The organism is Pirellulales bacterium, assembly GCA_019636345.1.
GTDB lineage: Bacteria > Planctomycetota > Planctomycetia > Pirellulales > Lacipirellulaceae.
The window spans coordinates 38,096-58,484 of the sequence record JAHBXQ010000005.1 but is presented as its reverse complement, the minus strand read 5'-3'; the positions used below and the strand labels follow the sequence as shown (position 1 = coordinate 58,484).

Here is a 20,389-nt window from a genome sequence, read left to right as displayed (position 1 = left end):
CCTGGCGCCGTTGGTCGTCTTGCTGTCCCCGTACGCTTCGACAGCAAGCGCCCCGGCCGGCGAGTCGTCGCCGCGGGAGGTGATCGACTTCGATCGCGGCTGGCAATTCCAACGGGGCGACGCCGCCGAGGGGGAGGACGCCGCGACCGTGGAAACGGTCGACGTCCCGCACGATTGGAGCATTGCCGGTCCGTTCGCCGAGACGAATCCCGCCGGAGGGGAGGGCGGGTTCTTGCCCACAGGGGTCGCCCGGTATCGCAAACGGTTCGCGGCGCCCGACGATTGGCGCGGCAAGCGCGTGTTTGTCGAATTCGACGGCGTGATGGCCAACAGCGACGTCTGGATCAACGGCGAGCATTGCGGCCGGCGGCCCTTCGGGTACGTCAGCTTCGCCTACGAACTGACCGACCGACTCCAGTTCGGCGACGACGCGGCGAATCTCATCGAGGTCCGCACGGACACGTCCGAGCAAGTCGCCTCGCGATGGTACGCCGGCAGCGGCATCTATCGGCATGTGCGGCTGGCGGTCGTCGATCCGCTGCATGTCGTGCGGGACGGGGTGTTCGTCACGACTCCCGAGGCGACGGCCGACTCGGCGACGGTTCGCGTTGCGATCGAACTGCAGAACGCCGGCGTCAGGGGCGAGGACTATCGCGTCCAAACGGTCCTGCGCGATCCGCAAGGCGCGCAGGTCGCCGCTGGCGAGAGCGCGGGCCGCATCGACGCGGGCGCAACGGCGACCGCCGAGTGCTCGCTCGTCGTCGTGCGTCCGCAGCGGTGGGAACTCGACGCGCCGCGGCTCTACACGGCGGTTGTCGCGGTGAAGCGCGGAGACGAACTGGTCGATCAGACGTCGGTTCCGTTCGGCATTCGCACGGCCGAGTTTCGCTCGGACACCGGGTTCTGGCTCAACGACCGGCACGTGAAGATCCAAGGCGTGTGTCTCCATCACGACGGCGGGGCGTTTGGCGCCGCCGTGCCGCTGTCGATCTGGCAGGACCGACTGGAGCGGCTCAAGGCCCTGGGGGTGAACGCCGTGCGGACCGCTCACAATCCGGTCGCGCCGGAGTTTCTTGATCTGTGCGATCGCCTCGGGGTGCTCGTCATGGACGAATTTTTCGATTGCTGGACCGTGCGCAAGCGTCGCCACGACTATGCCAAGCACTTCCGCGAGTGGTCGCATCGCGACATGCGCGATACGATCCGACGGGACCGGAATCACCCGTCGGTGATCCTGTGGAGCGTCGGCAACGAAATCCATGACACGCCCAAACAGGACCTTGCGAAGGAGATCCTGCGGGGGCTGGTCGACGCGTGCCACGAAGCCGATCCGACTCGGCCTGTGACGCAGGCGCTGTTTCGCCCCAACGTGAGCGGAGACTACGACAACGGCTTGGCCGACATGCTCGACGTGATCGGGACGAACTACCGCGATCAGGAATTGCTGCAGGCTTGGCGTGACGATCCGACGCGCAAGATCATCGGCACCGAGCAGGGGCACGATCGGGGCACGTGGTTGGCATGCCGCGACAATCCCCAGCACGCGGGGCAGTTTCTGTGGGTCGGCATCGACTACCTGGGCGAGTCGCGCCGGTGGCCGGTGACGACGTTCAACGCGGGTCTGCTTGACCGTTCGGGCCGGGTCCATCCGCGCGGTTACGAGCGGCAAAGCTGGTGGAGCGACGCGCCGATGGTTCGCGTCTTCCGGCGCGAGGCGGCGACCGAGAGGACGCCGACCGATCCCGGCTACGAGGCGGTCGAGTGGCAACGCCGGCAGGTGCTGTTCGACGATTGGACGCCGCGCGATTTGGAGCCTCATCGCGAGCTCGTCGAGGTCTACAGCAATTGCGACGAGGTGGAATTGGTGCTCAACGGCCAATCGCTCGGCGCCAAACCGCTTCCCGGCGACGCCCGCCCGCGGACCTGGGAGGTCGCGTTCTCGCCAGGCGAAGTGACGGCAATCGCGCGCAACGCCGGTCGCGAGGTCGCCCGACATGAACTGCGTACGGCCGAGGCGGCGCATCGCTTGGAGCTTACGACCAATCGCTCGAGCATCACGTCGTCATGGGACGACGTGGCGATCGTCGTGGCTCGTCTCGTCGACGAGCGGGGAACGCCGCTGCCGCGGAGCGAGGACCTTGTCGAGTTCACGGCGACCGGTCCCGGGGCGATCGTCGCGGTCGACAACGGCTCGATCGTCAGCCACGAACCCTTCCAGGCGACGCGCCGCAAGCTGTTTCAGGGACAGTGCGTCGCCTACGTGAAGGCCAGCGGGACGGGGTCGATCAGCATCAAGGCCGTCGCTTCGAGCGTAGCGCCGGGCGTCGTCGCGATCGAAGCCGTTGCATCCGACGAGGGTCGGTAGCGAGAAAGAAATCAGCCCGACTCCGCCCCTCGACGGGGCGGAGCCGAACAGTGGGCGCGCCAAGACTCGAACTTGGGACCTCAGCCTTATCAGGGCTGCGCTCTAACCAACTGAGCTACGCGCCCGGCCGCGGCTCGTGCCGGCGGACCGATGCTAGCGTCGTGCACCGAGCCAGCAGGATGCCAGCATTGCTGCTGGGGAGCCCCATATTGTAGGTCGCTGCGGGGGGGTGTCAAAGGGGGCCCCAGACGAACCGCGTCGACAAGCCGCGTCCTTGAGCGCCTTGCCGTCGCAAGACCGGGAAACGCTCTGGTCGGGCTCGGCGATTGGCCGTTATAAACCGAGTTCCGGGGCAGGGGCGGCCGGTTCGCCTCACCCCCCGGAGACGCGCTCCGACGGCCGGCGGCCGCCGGTCGGACATGCCATTGGGACCCCTGCGACGAGGACGGCGCCATGCGGCGGATTAGCGGCGGACGATACGGCGTTTTCTTGGTTCTCGCCCTCATGCTGCTGGCGCCCGGCCGGGCGTCGGCCGCGGGCTCGGCTCCGACCGCCGAGTACGCCCTCCAGTTCAAGCCGACTCAGGCGCCGATCGACTACGACACCCCCGGCGAGGGCGAAGTCGCTCAATGCACGATCAAGGTCGAGACGCTCGACGGCGCCACCGCCTGGGTCGTTCGCGACCCCAGCGGGCTGACCCTTCGCGAGTTCGCCGACAGCAACGGCGACAAGACCGTCGACCGGTGGAGCTACTTCAAGAACGGCATCGAGATCTATCGCGACGTCGACAGCGACTTCGACGGCAAGGCCGATCGCTTTCGCTGGCTGCAAACGGCCGGCTCGCGGGTGGGGATCGACACGAGGAAAGACGGCAAACTCGACGCCTGGGAGCGGCTGAGCCCCGAAGAGGCGGCCGAGGAGGCGGTGCTCGCGCTCCGCACCGGCGACGCCGAGCGGTTTGCGCGCGTGGCGCTGACGGCCGAGGACGTCGAAAGGTTGCAAGTCGCCCCCGCCGTCGCCGAGCGGCTCGCCCCGCGCGTGAAGAAGTCCGCGACGGATTTTGCGGCCGTGGCCAAGAGCGGCAAGATCGCCGCCGACGCGGAGTTCGCCGACTTCGGGGGCTTGCGACCCGGGGCCGTTCCCGCAGGAAGCAAAGGCGCCGCTGCCGACCTGATCGTTTACGAAAACGCCTGGGCGATGATTCGCAACGGCGACGATCACCAGCAACTGCAACTGGGAACGATGGTCGACGTGGGCGGGGTTTGGAAACTGGTCGACGCTCCGTCGCTTGCGGCGCCCGGCCAAATCGCCGCGGGCATCTTCTTCGACAACGCCGCCGGAATGCCCGATCCCCATCTGGCCGGCCAGAATTTCGATCCACCCAGCGAGGCGCTGCAGGAAGCCCTCGAGCAGCTCGAGCAGCTCGACACGCAGATCGTCGGCGCCGCCCCGGCCGCCCGGGTCAAGCTGAACGCCCAGCGCGTGAAGGTGTTGCAGAAGGTCGCCGCCGCGTCGGGATCGCAGGACGAGCGCGAGCTGTGGCTCAAGCAGATCGTCGACACGATCCACTTCGCCATGCAGGGCGAAGCGTACGAAGGGGGGCTCGAAGAACTCGCCGAGTTGGAAAAGCAGTTCGTCAAGGACGGGGCCTCGAACGACCTGATGACGCACGTCCACTTCCGCAAGCTGCAGTCGGAATACGGCAGCGATCTGTCGACCCCCAAGGCGCAGGCCGCTTGGTTCGAGCAGCTCGAGAAGTTCACTGCCGAACACAAGGACAGCGAGCACGTTTCCGAAGCGCTGCTGCAATTGGCGATGAACAGCGAATTCACCGGCGAGCCCGAGGCGGCCGAGAAATTCTACCGCCGGATCGTGACCGAGTATCCCAAGAGCGTCGATGCGGTCGACGCGAAGGGGGCGATCGTGCGACTGACCTGCGTCGGGAAGCCGCTGGCGATCTCCGGCCCGGCCGTGGGCGGCGGCAGCGTCGATTTGAAGCAGTATCGCGGCAAGATCACGCTCGTGCACTTTTGGTCGTCCGATGCGCCGACCTGCAAGTCGGACCATGACATGCTCAAAGACGTCATCGCCAAATACGGCGGAAAGACGTTCGACGTGTTGGGGATCAGTCTCGACACGGACAGCGCCGCTCTGACGGCGTATCTCAAGGAACATCGCCTGCCGTGGAAGCAAATCTTCGAGCCGGGCGGGTTCGAGAGCCGGTTGGCGAACGATCTGGGGATCATCACGCTTCCATTGATGATTCTGGTGGACGACAAAGGGGCGGTCGTCAACAACAACGTTCAAGTCATGGATCTCGACGAGGAGCTCAAGAAACTCCTCGCCCCCCCGAAAACGGCGAAGAAGTAGCGACGCCGATCCCACGACGCAATCTCCGACGGGCCGTTGTCGCAAGGACGCGCCACACCGCCCCTCGGTTCCCAGCCGCCAATCACCAGCGCAAGGACGCGCCCCGATGGACTCTCTCAGCCTCCAGTGCGCGTGGTTCGCGCTTCACCTGCTCGGACTCGCCCTGACGGTGTTGGTGCGAACAACCCATCGGCGCCGGGGGGAAGACGCGGTGCAAGCGGCGTTTCTCGCGACGCTGTCGGTGATGGCGCTCGGAACGCTTGCCGGACGACACTTCTGCTGGCCGCTGTGGGGACTTTCGGCCGGGACGCTGGCGGTGATGATCGTTGTCGCGATCGCGGACTTCGATCCGGCTCCCGCGCGCAGCGAGGCTTGGTGACGTCGCGGCGACGTCGGCTCCGAGGCGCCCGGCGTTCTGCTAGCTGCCGGCGCCCGGCGCAATCCGAATCACCGGCAAAATCGGAAAAAGACTCCCCTTCGGCATAACCGCGAGCCGAAATTCTCTTGCAGATCGACGCACGGCTCTTGCGCCGCACCGCGTGCGCCTCGCGCCGCACGGGGTCGCCGCGTCGATCACAGCGAGATCACACCGGCTTTTCACCGGAGCAAAGTCGTCGTGGCCGCGTGCGTGACGCGCCGCGGGCGACGGCCTTGAACCAGCCCAGGAGGGGTACCATGCGAAAGATGTTGTTTGGCCTGGCGATCGCGCTGGTCGCGCTCGCGCCGGCCGTGCGAGCTTCGGCCGACGAGGCCGCGGATCGCGCCGCCGCCCAGCAGATCGCCGCGAATCTCAAAGAGAGCGGCCAAATGAAGGACTATCGCGTCGGCGTCAAGTACCAGGACGGCGTCGCATGGCTCATGGGCTCGGTGACCAGCCAGCAGCAGAGGCAGCTGGCCGAGAAGATCGCCGCCAGCAGCTCGGGAGTCGAGAAGGTCATCAACCGGCTTGAAGTCGCTTCCGCAACGGCGGCCGAAACGCCGGCACCGGCGACTCTGGCCGGCGAAGTGCGGCCTGCAGGCAACTTCCAGCCCGTCGGCGGCGTGCAGGGCGGGAACGTTCCCGTGCCGATGGCCCGCATGGGCGGCGTGCAGCCGGCCGGCTACGGCCAGTACGCGGGCCCTGCGATGAACGGCGGCGCTCCTGTGCCGATGGGCCACGTCCCCATGGGAGGCGGCGGTCGCACGGTCAGCTACGACAATCCCCAGATGCCCAACTACGCTTGGCCGAGCTATGCGTCGTACCCTAACTACGCCGCGCTGACCTATCCGCAGCAGTACTCGGCCTCGGCTTGGCCGTACATCGGCCCGTTCTATCCCTATCCGCAGGTCCCGCTGGGATGGCGGAAGGTCACCCTGGAATGGGACGACGGCTGGTGGATGCTCGACTTTAAGGACTGCAAGGATTGCCACTAGGCGCCGATGCTGCCGAACTCTCGCGACGACAACTGCCCCTGCCAGCTTTGTGCTGGCAGGGGTTTTTTTCGTTGGCGTCTGGCGATTGGCGTTCGGGGAATGGCAAGGCAGCTGGGATCGCAAGTCGTCCGCGTCGAGCGGTTCCGCCCCCGGAGCGGTTCCGACGAGTCGCTTGCTAGCACGCCCCCCGGCTTCTTTCGCCGGAATAATCGGATTTACCCGCAAGTTCTACCCAGATTCGCTCGATACTTGTCTCTGTAGGGAAAAAGTCTCGCGGCCCGCCGCGAGCAGCGGGCGACGCGCCCGCGTGAGGCGACCAGCCAGGACGGCTGGCGCCGCCAACGAATTACTCATGGTGAAGGGCTCGCAGGATGCCTCGTAGAACTGCCCCTCTCGTGCTTGTCGCGGCCGTACTCGGCTCCACGGCGTTCAGTTCCGGCTGCACCCACTTGGGCCCCAGTCTGGGTATCGCCGCGTTTCCGATTCCGGTTCCTGCACTCAAGCAGAAGGAAAAGGAAGATGCGTTCTGGATGAAGGAACGCTACGAGCGCGTGCCGATCTTGGGGCCGATCACCTCGGGCGCCCAGATCGTAGCCCTCGATCCCCCCAGCGACGACGAAGTGATGCGAGCCCTGGAAAAGGCTCAGCCCGTTCAGGGAGGCATCCCCTTGCTGTTCGAACGCAACCGCAACAACGTGCGGATCGTCAAGGAGAAGATCGCCGACTACATCGATCCGCCCCGTGTCTATCCGCTGATCGGGCCTGCTCAGCAGCACCACGCTCACTACAAATGCACGGTGTACTTCGAGGACGTCCGTCGCGTCGGCTGGCCGGTGCCGCACACGCTGCGAGACGAAGACGCACGTGAAGTGATCTACGTCGACCACAACCACCTCCACATGGTGGGGAACGTCAACGACTCGGCCGGCGTGCCGGCTCAGTGAAGATGATCTGGCGGTTGGTCGACGGAAGGTTTGCTTCTGCTTGAGGCATCGATCCCGTCTCCGCGACGGTCGCTTTGACGATTCACGCAAACTCCGGCTTGCCGAGACTTCGTTAAGGAAGTTTCGGCAAGCCGTTTTCGTAGGATGCGAGATGAACCTCTTGCCGCGAATTTGCCGACTCGCACCGACCGTCCTGGTCGGAACGGTCGCGTTTGCGGCATCGATCGCCTCGGCCGGCGAGCTCGCGGGGACTGCCGTCGCGGCGGATTCCGCCCCTCCGATTTCTGCGACGGTCGAGCTCCAATCGCGGCGCCTTGAGGAGGCGGGCAACTACGACGGGGCAATTGCGCTCTTGCGGCGATCGCTTGGCGAGTCCGACGAGGCCGCACGCTGCGAGTTGCTCGCGCGGATCGCCAGGCTCCATCGGCGATTGGGACAAACTTCCGACGCCGTCGCGATCTATCGCGAATTGCTGGCAAAGATTCCCGCGACCGACGACGCCGAGACTTCGTCAGCCGACGATCACGGCGACGCTGCGACGGAGAAGGCTTGGCGGCATTTCGAGTTGGCCGCGCTCTTGCGCGAGCAACAAGCCTATGCAGAGGCGGGCGAGCATTTCGCCGTGGCCGCCGTCACGGAGCCGACCGGCCTTCTCGCCATGGAAGCTTCGTACTGGCTTGCGTGGCTCGATCGGCAGGCGGACCGTCGCGAGGCCGGACGACAAAGGACCGGCGAGTTGCTGGCGCGGCTCGATGCTACGCCAGGCGCGGAGGAAACCGTCGCGCGTCGCCGCGAGCTGCGTCAATTCACGCTCTATCTGCAAAGCCAACTGGAACTTGCCGACCGAGACGAACAAGCCGCGGCGGCGACGCTTGACCGGCTGCGAGCCGAGCGTCCCGGCGACCCGTTGCGGGCTCAGGCGGAGTTCTGGCGCGCGGAGATCGCCTATCGCCAGGGGGAGGACGAACTGGCCCGCGAGTTGTTCGGGCAAGTCGCTTTGCGGACTGCGGCGCTCAAGGAGCCGTGGACTGCCCTGGCGCCGTTGCGGCTGGCGCAGCTTGAGGCAGCGCGATTGCGGTGGGACGACGTCCTCGTGGCGCTCGATTGGCTCGAGTGGCGGTGGCCTCAGTTTCCGCTCGCGTACGAGGCCAACTACCTGCGGGGCAGGGCGCTTGCCGGGCGGGGGGAGTTCCCGGCTGCTCGCGGGGCCTATCGCCAAGTCCTCGACGACCCGGCGGCCCAGGGGAGCGAGACGGCGGCGATGGCCCAATGGATGATCGGCGAATCCTACTTTCACCAGCGGGCCTACGCCGAGGCCCGCGTTGCGTATCAGCAAGCCGTCGACGGACACCGTCACGCCGAGTGGCAAGCCCGAGCGGCGCTGCAATGCGGCAAGTGCTGGGAACTGGAAGGCCGCTGGCAAGAAGCGGCTCAGGTCTACGCCGACGCCGCCCGGCGATTCGCGAGGACAGAGTCGGCTACGCAGCTTCAAGCGCGCAGCGCGTTCGTCGAACAGACTCTCCGCCGATGAGATTGCCAAGTCGTGCACCGCAGCCCGTCGCCAACCATCAGTCCGCGGATTGATTTCAAGAGACGCAAGACCATGAACTCCGAACTTCGTCATCCTCGAACTCCGCGTCGGTTGGTCGTCCTCCTCTCGTTGCTGGCGGCCATCCTGGGGCCGACCGCCGCGCGAGCCGCTGACGGGGACGCGACGCCGATCCCGACGACCAGCCTGTGGAGCGTCCTCTCCGGCGGCGGGCCGTGGGTGGCGCCGATCGGGCTCTGCTCGTTCGTGCTGGTGCTGGTGGTGTTCGAGCGCGCCTTCAGTCTTCGCCGCAGTCGGATCGCGCCCAAATTGTTCGTCGAGCGATTCCTGCTCCAGGTGAGCGAAGGAGCCCTCGATCGGCACGAGTCGCTCCTGTATTGCCAGGAAAACGGCAGCCTGACCGCCGACGTGTTCGAGGCGGCCTTGCGAAAGTGGGGCAAACCGGCCGTCGAGGTCGAGCAAGCCGTGCTCGACGAAGGGGAGCGGGCCGCCAATGAAATGCGCAAGTTCCTCCGCGTCATCAACGGCGTGGCGACCGTCTGCCCGCTGTTCGGACTGTTGGGGACGGTGTGGGGGATGATCGAGGCGTTCAACGCGATCGCCTCGAGCGGCGCGATGGGCCGACCCGAAATGCTCGCCGGCGGCATCAGCGGGGCGCTCCTGTCGACCGCGGCCGGATTGTTGGTCGCGATTCCCGCGCTGATCCTGTACCTGTTCTTCGTGGGGCGCGTCGACGCGCTCGTGATGGAGATCGATCGCAACGGCCAGGAACTCGTCAATCTGATCTCGGCCGAGGGGATCGAAGACCGCCGCAACCGCAAACCGAAGAAGGCGGCGTAGCATGCGCGGCAATAGTCGCTTTGCGACAAGCGACCTCACGCAGCGAATCGAGATCGCGGTTTGCGAGATTCGCTTTCGGTCTAGTTACGAGTATCGAACTTCGGATTTCGGACGAGCCTCATGCCGCTGAAATTGCAGCACGACGAAACGCCGCAACTGAACCTCACGCCGATGATCGACGTGGTGTTTCAGTTGATCGTGTTTTTCATGGTCGCGACGAAGTTCGCCGAGTTGGAGCACGACGTCAGCGTCAATCTGCCCGAGGTGCCGCAAGCGACCGCCATGACCGCCAAGCCTCAGGCTCGCGAGATCGTCGTGCTCGCCGACGGGAGGTGCTTGCTTGACGGCCAGGGGGCGAGCGCGGAGGAACTCGCAGCGCGGCTGACCAAAGCCCGGGACGACTACCCAGGGCTGGCCGTGATCATTCGCGGAGACGCGGCCTGTGCATTCCAGCATGTCGCGGCGGCGCTGGCCGCGTGCCAACAGGCCCGGATCGCCGAACTGTCGGTCAGCGTCCGCGTCGCCGATCGCCCCGTGACGAGGCAGTAGCACATGCCCGCGGGCGCCGTCCCAATCATCGCATTCGCCGAGCGGTTCTCCCCGCCGGTGGCTTGGCTGCCGCTGGGGTGGAATCGCTGGCTGGCGATCTGGTTCGTCTTGGCCGCGGGGTCCGCGGGCGTGGCGCTGTTGCTGCGCACTCGATTGCGCAAAGCGAGCGCCTGGCGGAAATGCGCCCTGCTGTCGTTGTGGGTTCACGTCGTGCTGGTCGTGCTGGCGACCGCCGTGCAAATCGTCTCGGGCGTCCCCGGCGAAGGCCCCGACGAACCAATCCGCGTCGCGCTGCTTCCCGCGGAGTTGCCGGCCGAGGTCGTCCCGGCCAAGGCGGAAACGCTGCCAAAGTGGGAACGCCCGCAAGACCCGGCACGGCTGGAACCGCCGCCGCTGGCGCTGCCCGAGCCGACGCCTGCCGAGGACGCTCCCGTCGAACCGACCGACGAACAGTACGCCGAACCGCCGCCTTCCGAAGCCCCGTCCCCGCCGCCCGAATCGACGCCGACTCCACCGGAGCCGCTGTCCGCGCCGCCGCTCTTGCCCTCGCCGCAACCCGAGCCCGCCCCTGCGCAGTCCCCGAGCGACAAGCAAGCGGAGCCGTCCGTCGACACGGCGGTCGAGCCGCCGCCAACGGAGCCGCCGCCGTCGACCGCGGCAGAAGCTCCTGCGCCCAAGCCGTCCGCATCGACTCCGCAGCAGCCCGCTCCGCGCCCGACGCCTCCCGTGGCGCCGCCGACGTACGCGGCGCGATTCAGCCCCGATCGGGCCGAGATTGTCGCGCGCCGCGGGGGCAACGCCCAGACCGAACAGGCCGTCCGGTCGGCTTTGGCATGGTTGGCCGCCGCGCAAGATCCCGACGGGCGGTGGAACGCCGCTCGCTTCGGCGCCGGCGGCGAACGACGCACGCTCTTGGGCCACGATCGAGCCGGCACGGGGAGCCGCGCCGACTCGGCCGTCACGGGGCTGGCGCTGCTCGCCTTTCTCGGCAGCGGGCACACGCATCAGGGCGGAGAGTACGCCCGCCACGTCGCGCGGGGACTCGACTGGCTTGCTGCGCTGCAGGCCCACGACGGATCGCTCGCCGGCGAGGCGACCACGTTCGACCGCACGTACTGCCATTCGATGGCCACGCTCGCCGTATGCGAGGCGTATGCCATCACGCGCGACGCGCGATTGCGCCGGGTCGCCGCCGCGGCCGCGGGGCATTCGGTCGCAACGCAGAACCCGCAGGACGGAAGCTGGCGCTACTGGCCCGGCATGCCGGGCGACACCAGCCAACTCGGTTGGCAGTTGATGGCGCTTAAGAGCGCCGATCTCGCGGGGCTGGACGTGCCGGCGGTCGTTTGGACCCGCGCCGATCGATTCATGCGCAGCGTCACGCGCGGCGCCTCGGGGGGGCTCGCCAGCTATCGCCCCGACAGCCGCCCGACCACGTCGATGACCGCCGAAGGACTGTTCTGCCGACAGCTGCTCGTCGACCGCTTGGGGGGCGCGGTCGACGACGGCTGCTACGGCGAAGCCGCTGCAACCTTGCTGGGAGAGCTCCCCGGCAGCGGGGAAGCGAACCTGTACTATTGGTACTATGCGACTCTCGCGCTCTGCCGCGAACAGGATCGATCTCCCGTGGCCAAGGCGGCTTGGCAGCGGTGGAACGACGGGCTCGTGCGGACGCTGCTCGCGCAGCAGCGAACCGACGGCAGTTGGCCCGCGAGCACGCTGTGGGGCGGTTGCGGCGGCCAGGTCTACACGACCGCGATCGCGGCCTTGTCGCTCGAGGCGTACTATCGCTACCTGCCGATGGAGCCCGAGACCGAACTGGCCCGACGCCGCGAGTGGCGCAGCGGCCCGCAGTAGGCGACGCCGCAGCGTCCCGCCTGGGCGGACCTCTCCCGGGTCCCCGCGGACCGCGTGCAATCGGCCTCCCCGCTCGGCGAGAACCCGCAGGAATTCGCGTGTCGTGCGGCTTGCAGCGGGCCGGGGTGCAGCCCGGTTGCCGGTTTGACTTGCCCCGGGGCCCCACTAGAATTGATTGCTGCGGGCTCTCGCGTCGACGTCGGCCCCCGCATTTGCCGTTCGCCGTCACTCCCGCGCCATCGCTTTGTGCGATTCGCACACCGAGGTCTTCATGCCCGCTCTATTCGCGTTCTTTTCGCCCGGGCCGACGCAGCTCATCATATTGGGCTTCATCGTGCTGTTGTTGTTCGGCAACCGCCTGCCGTCCGTGATGCGTTCGCTGGGCGAAGGGGTCACCGAGTTCAAGAAGGGGCTCAAAGGGGATGACGCCGATCCCAACGCCCGGATCGAGGATGGTCGCGATTCGTCCCACACCAAGGCGTAGCGACCTGCGCCCCCGCGGACAATAGTCGCCCTGCTTTCGGCGTCAAAGGACTGAGGTCGCAGTCGGCAAGCTTGCGTGCGATGCGAGCTTGTTGTCGGCATCGCGACGGTTTAGTTTCCCCGTCTCACTGTTCAGCAGCCATGCTCCTCGCCTCGCCCCACGATCCGCTCCTGGCGATGTGGAGTCCAGGGCCGGGCGAGATGTTGCTCTTGGCGGTGATCGCGCTGCTGCTCTACGGCGGCGAACTTCCTGAGAAGGCTCGCCACTGGGGCAAGGCCTTCGCCGAGTTCCGCCGCAACCTGAGCGGGATCCAAAACGACATCAACAGCGCGATCTACAGCGAACCGCCGAAGCCGCAACGATTGCAGCACTACCCGGAGTTCCGCGACGTCGAACCGCTGACCCCCGCCGCGTCGCCCGCCGCCGACCCGCCCGCCGAACAGCCCCCAGCCGACGCCCCCCGCCCGGAAGAGCCCACGGATTGAACCCCCCGCGGGCCCCGCTAGCCGACGCCGCGCCGCTCGGCTAAAATCACGCATCGCCCCGGGCGGCTAGCTCAGTTGGTTAGAGCGCTACGTTCACACCGTAGAGGTCACAAGTTCGAGTCTTGTGCCGCCCATGCCCCGGTTTTGCACGGTTTCGCTTCTAAGCGCAGACCCTCGCAAAACCGGGGCTTTTCTTTGCGCGGGCAGTTCGTCGTGCGACTCGCCGCGACCCTCTGCGTGCGCTGACTGCGCCGCATTTTGCGCCGCTTCGCTGCCGCCCCCTGCGGCCTTGGCGAAATCGGCGTCCGTCACTTGCCAGTAGTGTTTGTTTGCCACCAATGTTGAGTGGCCCAGCCACGCCGCCGCGACGTGCGCGGGGAACTCGCTGGCCAGTTCCGTCGCCCGGCTGGCGCGGAGATTCTGAAACAGCTTGGGCCACGATTCGAGCCCGGCCCGGCGGATGATTCGCTCTAGCTGGGTCCGGAGGTTGACGTTTGCGGCCCGGTATCGCGTGACAACGTTCTGTGCGCCCGGCTCGGCTTCGTCCCAGACTTGTTCAAGATACGGCCGCAGCTCGGGGAAGATCGGCACAAGGCGCGTCGCCTTGCCTTCGTGGTGCGCGGTCTTGGCGCTGCGGACCAGCAATCGGCTTTCGGCCCAGTTCACGTCAGCCCAAGTTAGCGCCAGAAGTTCGCTCGGGCATCGCAGTCCGGCATACCGCGCCAACGCGAAGATCAGACGCCATTCGGCATCGGGGCAGGCGTCCAGAATCTTCGTCGCCGTGGCGCGATCAATGAAGCGGTCCCGCTCGCGGTTGCTTCCGACGGTTCCCTTGAGTTCGGCAAAGGGATTCCGCGCAAGCAGTTCGCGTTGCACCGCGTCTTGAAAGAACTGCTTGGCGTTGGCGACGCGCTTGCGGGCCGTGTTGGGGGCCAGCCCATCGGTCGCCTTGTGCCCGGCGTAGCGATTCTCACGGGCTTCGCCAGTCTTCAGCCAGCGTTCCCAGTCGCGGGCCTCGCCGGCCGTGATGCCGGCCAACGGCCGGTCCGCGCCGAAGTAGGCAAGCAACAGTCGCTTTGTGTGGTTCCAGTGCGTGAGCGTGTTCGGCTTCACGTCGGTTCGCCGGGCAAAGTATTCGGTCAGGTGCTCGCCGAGAGTCTTGACCGCCCGCGGCTCGCGCGGCGCAATCAAGCCCACCGCCGCGAATCTCTTGGCCAAGTCCGGGTCCAGCCCGACAACCCACTCGGAGAGGTCCGCATCCATCGAACGGCCAAAGCGCAGCGATTCCAACAATTGCTCGACGCGGTATTTGACGCCTTCGGCGGTCCGCTGCGAAACCTTGCCCAGTCGGATCGTCGGTCGCTTGCCGTCGGGGGCGACGAACAAAATCCGCCGCGTGCCGTTCTTGTCGCGGGCGATGCTGGCCATTGGCTTTTCACTTTCCGTTTGGAATCACTAGATGGGATCGCCGGGGGTGCCTTCCTGACATTGCGGACACCGCCGACCGGCCCCGGCATTCGCACCATCGATGTCGCAACCGTTGGCACCATAATTGTTGCCGCAGCGCGTGCATTCGAGTTGATAGGTGGATTGGTTCGAGTGCGAAGGGCTAGGCCCAATTCGACGAATGACTCGCTGCCCTTGTTGATTGACGTGGCCAACTTCCGTACTCATTTTCTTACCCTTTCGTTTTGGAACTTCACTTTCAACGACTAACCCAAGAACCCCAGCTAGTCGGTCCAAGCTGTCTAAGGAAAACCCGCCGCTTCCACCCATGAAGCGGGAAAATGCCGCATGGTCGATTTGCGCCAGCTTGGCTATGACGTAGCGCGAAAGCTCTGACGCATCGACGCATCGACGGATTTGGTCGGATAACTTTCGCTTCATTGTGGCCATCCTATCCCTTGTATGTCGTTTAGTCAAATAGGGGGCGTGAATTCCAAATCGGAAAGTTCGCGAAGCGTCCGCATATGGCGCAGTCGCGGCGAACCGATTGCCCGCCGTGAATCACCACGTCGCGCCAAGCTGTCGAACCGCATCGGCACACGGCCGTTGCGTCCGTAGGCAGCAGCATCGCTAGTAGCTCGGCCTTGCGGGCCGTTAGGGCTTCCAGCAGGCCCGGTGTTAGCTCCGCTTGGGGGGCGTCGATTGCCAGCCCGCCGCCGTCGCGCGCCGCCAGCCGGACGCCGTGGGTGTTGCAGTCGGCCAAAAGTTCTGCCACCGTCATCGGGGTGCCGGTCATAGCGTCACCCTCACGCGGCCTTCGCCTTCGGGCGGGTCGAAACCGTTCTCAGAATTCTCAAAATCGACAGCCAACGGGCTCGCGGGAGCGTTGTGGGAATTGTGGGAGCGCTTTTCTGGCTTCGCACCATCGAACGCCGCCGGGTTCACTTCGTAGGTGGGCGAAGGGGGCCGCCCCGGGCCGGGCGCTTCCGCGGGCCGCAGCCGGACGTACCCCCGCCGCGTCAGTTCGCCCAACGCGGCGTCGATGTCGTCGGCCTTCGGAAACCGCCGCTTGCCGTGCTGGTGAGCGTCGCGCTTGGTGAACTCCCGCCGGCCGTGGCGTTCGATCCACCGAAGGACGTACCGCGCATCGGCGTCGCTCGAATCTTCCTTGGCTTGCATCATGTTCAGCACGGCTTCGGCGTGTGGAACGAGATAGCGGGCGATTTCAATGGCCGCGGCCAACGTGGGCGCGTCAATGCGCCCGGTTGGGCCGTGGGCGATGCAATGCAGAACGGCCGCCAGCCGGAGCGTGGCGCCGGCCAGCTTCGCGCCCCAGTCGCGCATGATTTCCATTTGGCCGCCGTCGGCGAGCATCGCTTCGATTTCCGTTTCCCACTCGCGCAGCCCTGCCATTGCGCTGGGGGCAAGTTGCAAGATGAACTCACTTTCCGCGTCGGCGAGCGCTCGCACGGTTTGCCGGTATGCTTCGCGCGTGGCATCGGAAACGGGCGTCGGGGCAATCTCGCGTTGGCCGATCCAGCTTTGCGGCGCCGCATACAGGAAGCGGGCCAGCAGCCCACGGCCGCGGAACGCCGTGTTCTCCGCCAAGCCTTCAATCACCGCCGGTTGCATCGCATAGGCGCACGTCAGCGCCGGCCGCTCGACGCGCACACCCTTGCGGCCCACGCGGTCTGTATTCAGGTCGTCGCCCGAATGCCCCATCAGGTAGACGCCAAATTGGGGAATGCCGCTCTTGGAGTACAAGCCGGCCATCAAGTCGAACACGCCCCCTTCGGGCGACATGCTGGCGATGCGGCCGCCGTGGTCGGCGAGCATCATTCCTAGCTTTTCCGCCGTGGCATCATCGACGATCAACCGGGGCAAGACCGGCTCGGCTTGCTCGGCCAGCGCCGCCGCCAGCTCGCCGGCTTCGTGTCGGGCTTCCGCGTCGCCCTTTTCGGCCGCCACCTTTTCGAGCTTGTGCAACCGAGCGTCGTCTTGCCGTCGGTCGGATTGTGCGCGGGCCACCGTCGGTCGCGCGGCTTCAATCAACTCGGCTTCCAACTCGCGCAACGGCTGCATGGCGTCGGCGAACACGGCCGACTTGCGGTTGCCCGGCTCCAGCAGCACGGCCGCGAACAGATTGACCGGCTCGCGCCAACCCTGCCGCGCCTCAACCACAACGCGGCGCGCGACCGTCGCTGAGCACACGGCCAAGGCCAGTAGGCCAGCCAGGTCCGCGGGCGTTTGCGTGGCGTGTGACTCGGCTTCGACCCACGCGCGAACCGCGCCGGGCAGCGCGTGCGTGGGGAACTCCGGCACGTCCAACACGTCGAACGGCTGCAACTCGGGCCACCCTTGCGCCGTCGTTGGCGTCCACTCGGGCGCGGCTTCCGCCAGCCGCTTCAAGTCATCCCGCGTTCCACCGGCCGCAAGCCAATCGCTTGCATCGCCCTTGGGGGGCAGGCCGGGCAACTCGACCATGCGCACCGATGCCGCGATGCCGGCGAGCGACTTGGCGACTTGCTGGGCGTGGGCGCGCCCCGGTTCATCGTTGTCGGCCAGCACCACAACACGCCGGCCGCGCAGGAACGCGGCGTGCTCCGCGGTCCACTTGCCGGCCCCGCCGGCGTTGCACGTCGCCAGCACGCCGATGCGTGCCAGATTGTCGGCGTCTTTCTCGCCCTCGACCACCACCACGGGCCGCGTCGGCTCGGCCAGCAGTTCGGGCAAGCGATACGGCACGGCGCGCACGCCCTTGACGCTCCAATCCCAGCCGCCGCCGGGCTTGGGGCGCCGCTGGCGGAAGTCCTTCGGTTCGTAGCGCACGACTTGGAACAACAGCTCGCCCGCTTCGTCGCGGTAGTCGTACTCGGCGACGATTCGGGAATGGCCGTTGCTCCCGGCGCTGCCGTTCAGTCGCGGCTTGTTGGGCGACGGCAGCGAGCCCGGCGTCATCAAGTCCGCGACCCGCAGCCCGATCGCACCGCAAATGTCGTCGACCTTACAACCGGCATGGCAAAACAAGAGCGCTCGGCCGTCGTCGCCCTCGTCGATTGACAAACTCGCGCGGCGGTCGTCGTGCGCCGGGCAGCTCGCCGACCACCCTTTGCCGGCTTGCTTGGCGTCGGCCAGCTTCGCCAAGAGCCGTTCAACGGGCGTTGTCATCGTCGCCCCCTTTCCGCTGCGCGTCGATCCACTGGCGCAGGTCATCGGGTGAGTATCGGACCAGCCGTCCGCAGCGAACGAAGGGCAGCCCCGGCGAGTCCTCGAACGTCATTCCCCACAATTTTCGGGGCGAGACGGAGAGCATCCGCGCCGCCTCGCGGGCGTCGACGAGCAGCGCGGCGCCCGTTCCATGGTTTCGCATCGCAGATTCCTTGGCTTCAGTTGCTCGCCACGAAGCGCGGCTCGCATAAACGTGAAACTAAGGGGCGTTCCGACAGATCGATTTTGTCGGAGCAATTTGTCGGAACGATTCGCGGGCAAAAGCACCGAATTGCCGCAGAAAGCGGCGAGGAGTTTTTCTCTCCGACAAATTCGCGCCGTTGTCGGAGCTATTTGTCGGAGCGCCGATTTCGCTGCCCCACGCGGTCCAAGAGCAAGTCGAGCTTTGCCGCGGTCGTTCCGTGGTTCTTAGCAAAGTCGGGCTTGTAAACGCCGCTTATTCGCGCCTGTTCCCAGGCCGCCGCAAGCTGGGATTCCCGTTGGACCGTTTCGTAATCGGCCTTTCGCCGGCCACGGCGCTTGCGCTCCGTTGGCGGCTGGGTCGCGTCGGCGTGCTCGTCGGCTTCGGCTGCTGGGCGGATGCCGATAAATCGTGCGGTGTGATACTTGATTGCCGCGTCGGTTTCTTGCCGCACAACGTCGACCAAGCGTTCCAATTCATCGACCGGCGGCCACAGCAGCCAATCGGGGATGCCGGATTGAAACTTTTCCGCCAAGGCTCGGGCCAGCCCAACTGCATCGGTCGGCAGGTGTTCGTCTGTATTGGCTTCATCACCAGCCAAGACCGCCAGTGCCGAAAAAAAACATGCCGCGCCATAGCAGGCCGACGGATAATCGTCTTCAGCTGCAGGAATCGGGACATAAACCGGATTCGTCGGCCCTAACCAATGTTCGGCGCGTTTCAAGCAGTCGTTCAGATCCGCGCGTCTCTCAATCGTCAGGTTTGCCAAGTAGGAGGCAAGCTCTTCCCCATCACCACGGATGGCCAATACCTGCAGGAAACCCGCACCTCTATATGCCCATTGGGCCGCGTCCCGCAGGGCGTTCAACGCCGCAATTTGTTCGTCGAGCAGTGCACGGGCTTCTGACGCCATGAGAAGTCTTGCCTTTATGTCGATGGGCCGATCCGTGCGGGTCGGTGGCAGGCAAGCGCCCCGTACCCGCAAGGATCGTTCACCGGGGATCAGCCGGCTACCCAATTCTCTCGGCGCGAAGATTCGCGCCGGCCATTGTCACAGTCGGCCCGCGGCCGCAGCGCACAACCCCCCAAGCCCCCCTCGGTCCTTTTCCGCCTGCTTGGCATGGTGCATTCTACCGCAGCATGCGCCGCTCTGCGAAGTCTGCCAATTCGGGCGGGGGCGTGTAACCGTTGACAACCAGCCACGCCAACGCCGCTTCATCCCGTCCAGCGTGGTTGCCGGCCAATGCCGCGGTCGCGGAGAGTGCGAGACTAACCCCCGGCGGAAACGCTCAGCGAGGGGGAGGGGGCGATTCCAAGAAACGCCGGCCGAATATCCCGTGGGGCCCCGGTAGGGCCAAACTTGGGGCAGAAAATTCCCCTCTCGCGTGCGTACCGGGCGCCCCGTCGGGGGAGGACAAGCGAGCGCGTCACTTCGTCCCCCGGACCATCGCCAGGATGCCCGCCTTCAGCGCTTCCGGCAGCGTCGGCCAAGCCTCGACCAAGGCCGCCAAATCGGGGTCAAACGGGGCGTTTTGTGCGCCGAGTGCGCCGCATTCTGCGCCGCTTTCCCACGGACTACTCGAATTCCCCCCGTTCCGCCGGGGGTGTTCGAGTCTTGTGCCGCCCACTCGACGCAGGTCGATTCGCCACGCACGCAGGTTTTTCTCGGCAATTCTCGATTCGCTGCGAATCGTCGTCTCAGCCGACGACCTGAAGCACCCAATCGGCGATGCTCGCCAGATTGGAACGGCGCAGAACGGGGGCGGAGCAGGGAGGGTGGTCGTCCGTCGCGACGGCCAGGACGGCGTCGTCGGTCGCTGCGAGCGGTTCGACGCCAAGGTCCGCTCGCCAGACTTCGAGCTTGGGGGCCGCGGTCTGCGAATCCCCTTCGACGAGGACAAAGTCGCACCCGGCGAAGGCCGGCGCAAACGACGCATAGCGGTCCTCGCCTTCACGGCGCCCGTCGGCGGGCAGAAAGATCGCGCTCATGCCTTGCGACAAAACCCCGACCGCGGCGGCCCCCGCAATGCGGTGGCGGTGCGAGTCTTTGCCTGGCACGTCGAGTTCGTGCCGGTGATGCGTGTGTTTGATCGTTCCCACGACGCGCCCGCGGCGGACGAGCTCCGCGACCAGTTCGACGAGGAGCATTGTCTTGCCGTGGTTCTTCCTGCCAATGACGTGGAGTCGGTTCACGATCGTCTCGAACTGAGGCTCGGTTGCAAGGGTGCGGCAGGCGCGGAAGCGACGTCAGTTGCTCGCTTCGCAGAGCGGGATGATCTTGCTTGTCGAACGAAGCAGGTCGGCCAACGTGACGCGACCGAACGCTTTCTCGATCTCGGCGTAGACCCGGTCGAGCTCCTTGTGCAAGGGGCACAATCGCGTGTGCGACGTCAGGCCGAGCGGGCAACTGTGAATCCTTTCCAGCGGCGACACCGCGTTGACGACATCGAGGATCTTGATCTTGCCGGCGGGGCGACTGAGTGCGTAACCGCCGCCCGGCCCCGGCTGCGAGTCGACGAGATCGGCTTGCACGAGGGCCTGCAGGACCTTGTGAAGGTAACGGCGCGGGACTTTCGTCCGCGCTGCCAGGGGCTCAGCGGCTTCGCGCCGGTCGGGCTCCCCGGCCAGCCAGACGACCGATCGCAAGGCGTACTCGGCTGTTTTCGGCAGCATATCTC

19 protein-coding genes and 2 tRNA genes are annotated in these 20,389 nt (G+C 66.3%); 13 read left to right on the top strand and 8 right to left on the bottom strand.

Translation table 11 applies throughout. The features are described 5' to 3' along the window. The first annotated feature begins 22 nt into the window (after window positions 1–22). Window positions 23–2,365 (top strand): DUF4982 domain-containing protein, encoded by a 2,343-nt coding sequence (locus tag KF688_13170; protein ID MBX3426623.1) that lies wholly within the window; start codon window positions 23–25, stop codon window positions 2,363–2,365. Between the two features lie 51 nt (window positions 2,366–2,416). Here the strand turns inward: KF688_13170 and KF688_13165 are convergent. Continuing rightward, window positions 2,417–2,490, bottom strand: a tRNA-Ile gene (locus KF688_13165). A gap of 328 nt (window positions 2,491–2,818) precedes the next feature. On the opposite strand from KF688_13165, the gene KF688_13160 reads away from it, so the two are divergent. The 11 genes from KF688_13160 (at window position 2,819) to KF688_13110 (ending at window position 12,990) form a co-directional block, all read left to right on the top strand. Then, window positions 2,819–4,735, top strand: coding sequence for a redoxin family protein (locus KF688_13160; GenBank protein MBX3426622.1), 1,917 nt, complete (start codon window positions 2,819–2,821; stop codon window positions 4,733–4,735). A gap of 106 nt (window positions 4,736–4,841) precedes the next feature. After that, window positions 4,842–5,114, top strand: a complete 273-nt coding sequence (locus KF688_13155) for a hypothetical protein (GenBank protein MBX3426621.1) — start codon at window positions 4,842–4,844, stop codon at window positions 5,112–5,114. 296 nt (window positions 5,115–5,410) lie between these two features. Then, complete coding sequence (locus tag KF688_13150) at window positions 5,411–6,148, top strand: BON domain-containing protein (GenBank protein MBX3426620.1); 738 nt, start codon at window positions 5,411–5,413, stop codon at window positions 6,146–6,148. Window positions 6,149–6,519: 371 nt separating this feature from the next. Further along, window positions 6,520–7,092 carry a hypothetical protein gene (locus KF688_13145; GenBank protein MBX3426619.1) on the top strand — a complete coding sequence of 191 codons (573 nt, stop codon included), beginning with the start codon at window positions 6,520–6,522 and terminating at the stop codon, window positions 7,090–7,092. A 151-nt stretch (window positions 7,093–7,243) separates the two neighbouring features. After that, a complete protein-coding gene (locus KF688_13140) occupies window positions 7,244–8,623 on the top strand; it encodes a tetratricopeptide repeat protein (GenBank protein ID MBX3426618.1) in 1,380 nt (459 codons plus the stop codon). Between the two features lie 72 nt (window positions 8,624–8,695). Then, a complete protein-coding gene (locus tag KF688_13135) occupies window positions 8,696–9,481 on the top strand; it encodes a MotA/TolQ/ExbB proton channel family protein (protein ID MBX3426617.1) in 786 nt (261 codons plus the stop codon). A gap of 120 nt (window positions 9,482–9,601) precedes the next feature. Continuing rightward, entirely contained in the window at window positions 9,602–10,030 is a 429-nt protein-coding gene (locus KF688_13130; protein ID MBX3426616.1) for a biopolymer transporter ExbD, read from the top strand. A gap of 3 nt (window positions 10,031–10,033) precedes the next feature. Beyond that, a complete protein-coding gene (locus KF688_13125) occupies window positions 10,034–11,887 on the top strand; it encodes a hypothetical protein (GenBank protein ID MBX3426615.1) in 1,854 nt (617 codons plus the stop codon). Window positions 11,888–12,158: 271 nt separating this feature from the next. Continuing rightward, on the top strand, window positions 12,159–12,371 hold the full coding sequence (locus KF688_13120; GenBank protein ID MBX3426614.1) for a twin-arginine translocase TatA/TatE family subunit: 213 nt from the start codon (window positions 12,159–12,161) through the stop codon (window positions 12,369–12,371). Window positions 12,372–12,511: 140 nt separating this feature from the next. After that, complete coding sequence (locus tag KF688_13115; GenBank protein MBX3426613.1) at window positions 12,512–12,856, top strand: twin-arginine translocase TatA/TatE family subunit; 345 nt, start codon at window positions 12,512–12,514, stop codon at window positions 12,854–12,856. A gap of 60 nt (window positions 12,857–12,916) precedes the next feature. Further along, window positions 12,917–12,990 (top strand) — tRNA-Val (locus tag KF688_13110). Here the strand turns inward: KF688_13110 and KF688_13105 are convergent. Further along, window positions 12,950–13,792 carry a site-specific integrase gene (locus tag KF688_13105; protein ID MBX3426612.1) on the bottom strand — a complete coding sequence of 281 codons (843 nt, stop codon included), beginning with the start codon at window positions 13,790–13,792 and terminating at the stop codon, window positions 12,950–12,952. The two genes, KF688_13110 and KF688_13105, sit on opposite strands and share 41 nt — an antisense overlap. Here KF688_13105 and KF688_13100 point away from each other — a divergent pair. Beyond that, the gene (locus KF688_13100; GenBank protein MBX3426611.1) at window positions 13,739–14,572 is read left to right on the top strand and encodes a hypothetical protein; all 834 of its coding nucleotides are present in this window, start codon (window positions 13,739–13,741) and stop codon (window positions 14,570–14,572) included. The genes KF688_13105 and KF688_13100 overlap by 54 nt on opposite strands. Window positions 14,573–14,771: 199 nt before the next feature. Here KF688_13100 and KF688_13095 read toward each other — a convergent pair whose 3' ends face one another. From KF688_13095 to KF688_13070, 6 genes are all read right to left on the bottom strand, one after another. Continuing rightward, the gene (locus KF688_13095; protein ID MBX3426610.1) at window positions 14,772–15,098 is read right to left on the bottom strand and encodes a hypothetical protein; all 327 of its coding nucleotides are present in this window, start codon (window positions 15,096–15,098) and stop codon (window positions 14,772–14,774) included. Next, on the bottom strand, window positions 15,095–17,470 hold the full coding sequence (locus tag KF688_13090) for a DUF3987 domain-containing protein (GenBank protein ID MBX3426609.1): 2,376 nt from the start codon (window positions 17,468–17,470) through the stop codon (window positions 15,095–15,097). The genes KF688_13095 and KF688_13090 overlap by 4 nt, the downstream gene beginning before the upstream one ends. Further along, window positions 17,454–17,672: a helix-turn-helix domain-containing protein gene (locus KF688_13085; GenBank protein ID MBX3426608.1), complete on the bottom strand. Its 219-nt coding sequence runs from the start codon at window positions 17,670–17,672 to the stop codon at window positions 17,454–17,456. Before KF688_13085 ends, KF688_13090 begins: the two co-directional genes overlap by 17 nt. 187 nt (window positions 17,673–17,859) lie before the next feature. Continuing rightward, window positions 17,860–18,624, bottom strand: a complete 765-nt coding sequence (locus tag KF688_13080) for a hypothetical protein (GenBank protein ID MBX3426607.1) — start codon at window positions 18,622–18,624, stop codon at window positions 17,860–17,862. Between the two features lie 785 nt (window positions 18,625–19,409). Continuing rightward, window positions 19,410–19,904 carry a molybdopterin-guanine dinucleotide biosynthesis protein B gene (gene mobB / locus KF688_13075; protein ID MBX3426606.1) on the bottom strand — a complete coding sequence of 165 codons (495 nt, stop codon included), beginning with the start codon at window positions 19,902–19,904 and terminating at the stop codon, window positions 19,410–19,412. A 54-nt stretch (window positions 19,905–19,958) separates the two neighbouring features. Beyond that, a complete protein-coding gene (locus KF688_13070; protein ID MBX3426605.1) occupies window positions 19,959–20,384 on the bottom strand; it encodes an Rrf2 family transcriptional regulator in 426 nt (141 codons plus the stop codon). Window positions 20,385–20,389: the final 5 nt, after the last annotated feature.

Bases quoted from the DNA above. Each gene is read 5' to 3' on its own strand.
- KF688_13160 (MBX3426622.1), top strand. From the start codon at position 2,819: ATGCGGCGGATTAGCGGCGGACGATACGGCGTTTTCTTGGTTCTCGCC.
- KF688_13155 (MBX3426621.1), top strand. From the start codon at position 4,842: ATGGACTCTCTCAGCCTCCAGTGCGCGTGGTTCGCGCTTCACCTGCTC.
- KF688_13150 (MBX3426620.1), top strand. From the start codon at position 5,411: ATGCGAAAGATGTTGTTTGGCCTGGCGATCGCGCTGGTCGCGCTCGCG.
- KF688_13145 (MBX3426619.1), top strand. From the start codon at position 6,520: ATGCCTCGTAGAACTGCCCCTCTCGTGCTTGTCGCGGCCGTACTCGGC.
- KF688_13140 (MBX3426618.1), top strand. From the start codon at position 7,244: ATGAACCTCTTGCCGCGAATTTGCCGACTCGCACCGACCGTCCTGGTC.
- KF688_13135 (MBX3426617.1), top strand. From the start codon at position 8,696: ATGAACTCCGAACTTCGTCATCCTCGAACTCCGCGTCGGTTGGTCGTC.
- KF688_13130 (MBX3426616.1), top strand. From the start codon at position 9,602: ATGCCGCTGAAATTGCAGCACGACGAAACGCCGCAACTGAACCTCACG.
- KF688_13125 (MBX3426615.1), top strand. From the start codon at position 10,034: ATGCCCGCGGGCGCCGTCCCAATCATCGCATTCGCCGAGCGGTTCTCC.
- KF688_13120 (MBX3426614.1), top strand. From the start codon at position 12,159: ATGCCCGCTCTATTCGCGTTCTTTTCGCCCGGGCCGACGCAGCTCATC.
- KF688_13115 (MBX3426613.1), top strand. From the start codon at position 12,512: ATGCTCCTCGCCTCGCCCCACGATCCGCTCCTGGCGATGTGGAGTCCA.
- KF688_13095 (MBX3426610.1), bottom strand. From the start codon at position 15,098: ATGACCGGCACCCCGATGACGGTGGCAGAACTTTTGGCCGACTGCAAC.
- KF688_13090 (MBX3426609.1), bottom strand. From the start codon at position 17,470: ATGACAACGCCCGTTGAACGGCTCTTGGCGAAGCTGGCCGACGCCAAG.
- KF688_13085 (MBX3426608.1), bottom strand. From the start codon at position 17,672: ATGCGAAACCATGGAACGGGCGCCGCGCTGCTCGTCGACGCCCGCGAG.
- KF688_13080 (MBX3426607.1), bottom strand. From the start codon at position 18,624: ATGGCGTCAGAAGCCCGTGCACTGCTCGACGAACAAATTGCGGCGTTG.
- KF688_13070 (MBX3426605.1), bottom strand. From the start codon at position 20,384: ATGCTGCCGAAAACAGCCGAGTACGCCTTGCGATCGGTCGTCTGGCTG.